Source organism: Paraburkholderia sp. EG304, assembly GCF_046543485.1.
Classification (GTDB): Bacteria; Pseudomonadota; Gammaproteobacteria; order Burkholderiales; family Burkholderiaceae; genus Paraburkholderia; species Paraburkholderia youngii.
Window position 1 is genome coordinate 1 of the sequence record NZ_JBKGUA010000188.1, and the last position, 1,877, is coordinate 1,877.

Annotated in this window: 3 protein-coding genes; 1 reads left to right on the forward strand and 2 read right to left on the reverse strand. The window is 53.5% G+C overall.

What is annotated here, in order from left to right; genetic code table 11:
• Positions 1-122: 122 nt before the first annotated feature.
• Entirely contained in the window at positions 123-344 is a 222-nt protein-coding gene (locus ACLFKU_RS43165; RefSeq protein WP_410853316.1) for a hypothetical protein, read from the reverse strand.
• Positions 345-461: 117 nt separating this feature from the next.
• A complete protein-coding gene (locus ACLFKU_RS43170; RefSeq protein WP_152854895.1) occupies positions 462-665 on the reverse strand; it encodes a hypothetical protein in 204 nt (67 codons plus the stop codon).
• A 741-nt stretch (positions 666-1,406) separates the two neighbouring features.
• Between ACLFKU_RS43170 and ACLFKU_RS43175 the strand changes: the two genes are divergently transcribed.
• Positions 1,407-1,730, forward strand: a complete 324-nt coding sequence (locus ACLFKU_RS43175) for a hypothetical protein (RefSeq protein WP_410853317.1) — start codon at positions 1,407-1,409, stop codon at positions 1,728-1,730.
• The last annotated feature ends 147 nt before the right edge of the window (positions 1,731-1,877 follow it).

Sequence of the window (1,877 nt, forward strand, 5' to 3'; positions counted from 1 at the left end):
CATCGACTCGGTATAGCCGTCCGCTCCGCGCATCGCTTCAGTCTCAGTGTTGTCCGGTTCTTTGTTTCAACGTTTACCCCTCCCGCGCGGATGACGTGCGCGGGAGGTATTTCAACAGCCTGTTAGACGTCGATATGGATAATCGCGGCGTGCCGCGGCTTGCTCGCGACCGCGACCGGTTTCGAACGAATCATTGCTTCGACCTTGTCGCTGATTTGGATTCCACATTGCGCCAGATAGGCCTTGGGCTCCACCGAAATTGCAGAAGCGGACGGCGGATTCGCTTTTAACGATTTGGCTGCCAGTTGGGCCTTTTCGAGATCGACGATCACGTCATTGGTCATTTTTTCATTCCTCATGGTTTAGCCTGCGCTTTACCGGTTCGAGTTCGCAGGCGATCGAATGCGCGTACCGATGGAAAGACGCTGCGCGTGAAATTGAAACGCAGTATCGATTTTCACTCAGACATCGATATGAATGAGCACGGACTGCCGCAGCTTGCCACCGCCTCCAAACGGCTTACTACGAAGGGGGGCAGCGACTTTGTCGGTGATCTGGACGCCGTGCTGAGCCAGAAACGCCTTCGCTTGTTTTGCTTGCGCGGACTCAGACGAGGAATCGTTGCCTTGCATTCCATCGATGCTAATAGCCATATCATTACTCATTCTCATGTCCTCATGGTCGAATGAACATTTCCTGGTTGGGCGGCATTTGCACTTCCCATTGTGCAGAGTACTCCACACGTAGCGACCTTGCCGCCGACTGCGTGTCGCTAAATTAATCAACGTTTTAGCGCTCGCTCAGTGCGCACCCCGGAAGCCCTGGTGCCCGAAGCCCTGCACACGTTGGAACCCCTGCGGTCTCTGCACGCCGTGCAGTCCCTGACTACGCTGCCCTCCCCGAAAATCAGCGACAACTCTCATAGAAGCCACGTGCTGTCCGGTCATCAAGTGAATCTGCCAGACTTGATCTTCATTGAGGGGTAATACCACGCCCTGTTCACCCATTCGTCTGCTCCTGGAAGTCTAAGAAAACATTGAAACATCACGACGAACCGAAACACCCCCAGCCCCTTACATTGGCACGCGCAAAACGTCGTCCCACGTCCGTCTTATGGCACTGGAATTTGAGAGCAGAGCAACAATTCTCAAATCGAAAAACTGCATACTCGCATCCTCAACCTCCGGTGAGTTGGACGTCTGCAACTGACGAGCAATAGCCGCGCCAGACGGAAAGCGAGGTAATACGACTAATCGGTGGAATCGCCTGTCGCAAATGTCTCAACCTTGTCGTACATCGAACAATATTAAGCGACATCAACCTGCTGTTCACCGCCTGGTGGCGAAATGAGGCTCTGTCGAGGATTTGTCGCACTAACGCGATCGGAGTAAGATTGGTTTTCGATCGTGAATGACGAACGGCATGGGACGAAAACACCGCGCAAGGCTTTGCCGCCGGGCATCGGCAAGGTTCTCAAGCGACTGCACTATCCGCTGGACGATCCTGCTGTGCGTACGCTGGTATGTGGTTTATTCGTTTGGCCTGCGCAATCTCGAGGAATGATGGCCAAGATCTGGTGTCCATGGCTTGATGTCCAAGTTGCTTTAGCGACTCTTAATCGACTGGCGCGTGCACAACAGTTACAGATGGAGGCCCGCACCCTGAACTGCACCCCAAAAGTTGGACACGGATCCAACCTTTTGGGTGTTTTTCATGGCGAAGCACCATAAGCGGTTCAAACTGACGTTAATTAAGGCAATGCTGATTAAGTGCACCGCTTGTGCGCGTCAAGCGTTATAGAGCGCACAAGCTACGAGAAAGGCAAAAGACAATGAAGCAGCAGACGCTTGCGATGGCCGCGGATCAAGGTGCCGGGT